This is a genomic window from Mangrovihabitans endophyticus (assembly GCF_014646155.1).
GTDB lineage: Bacteria > Actinomycetota > Actinomycetes > Mycobacteriales > Micromonosporaceae > Actinoplanes > Actinoplanes endophyticus.
In genome coordinates, this window is record NZ_BMMX01000150.1 from 1 (window position 1) to 646 (window position 646).

At 35.3% G+C, this 646-nt stretch carries 1 protein-coding gene; it reads right to left on the reverse strand.

Annotation, left to right across the window (positions count from 1 at the left end; translation table 11 throughout):
• On the reverse strand, positions 1–420 hold a 420-nt coding region (locus tag IEY73_RS34645; protein ID WP_189083237.1), incomplete at its 3' end, for a tumor necrosis factor alpha-inducing protein.
• Positions 421–646: the final 226 nt, after the last annotated feature.

Below are 646 nucleotides of genomic sequence, written 5' to 3' on the forward strand. Positions count from 1 at the left end.
CGCAAACACTTCCTCATTGTTAGGATTGATATAAATCCCCAAACGATCCACATTCATCAAGCTGTCAAAAATGGGCTGTGTCATTTGGATAAACATTTCATTAGTGATCTTTTGCTTGATGCGATTGGATTTGGAAAGGTAAGCCTCTTTGAGTTTATGCACGATATTTTGCGCCACTCTTATTGTCGCTCTTTTGGTAGCGATCTTTTCTATCTCTTCAGTTGTCTTACCATCTACAATGTGCGAGCTATCCACTCCTTGCGTGATATACCCACTGCGATTTTGCAACATCCAATAAGGCACATCTTGTAAAAAAGAATTTCTTTGTGAAGTGTTTGGGCAAGTGCAAGCTTGCAACATCAAAACACCCAATCCGCATAAAACCAATTGCTTGCTTTTTAAAAAAGATTTTTCTAACACGCTATCCCCTTTGATTTTAATTTTACAGAGTGTAACACAAATCTTTAAGATTTAAGCAATAATTAGGTAAAAAATAAAAAAAATAAAATGATTAAAACTTTATTTAAAAAATCAACACGCAGTTAAGCATTAGAATAAGCCGGGTTCTGTCAATGGATGGCCATTTATCTGGGAAATATTTTGCAATATTCCTCAAGCGAAGCGTGTATCAATTTAGACTTACCAT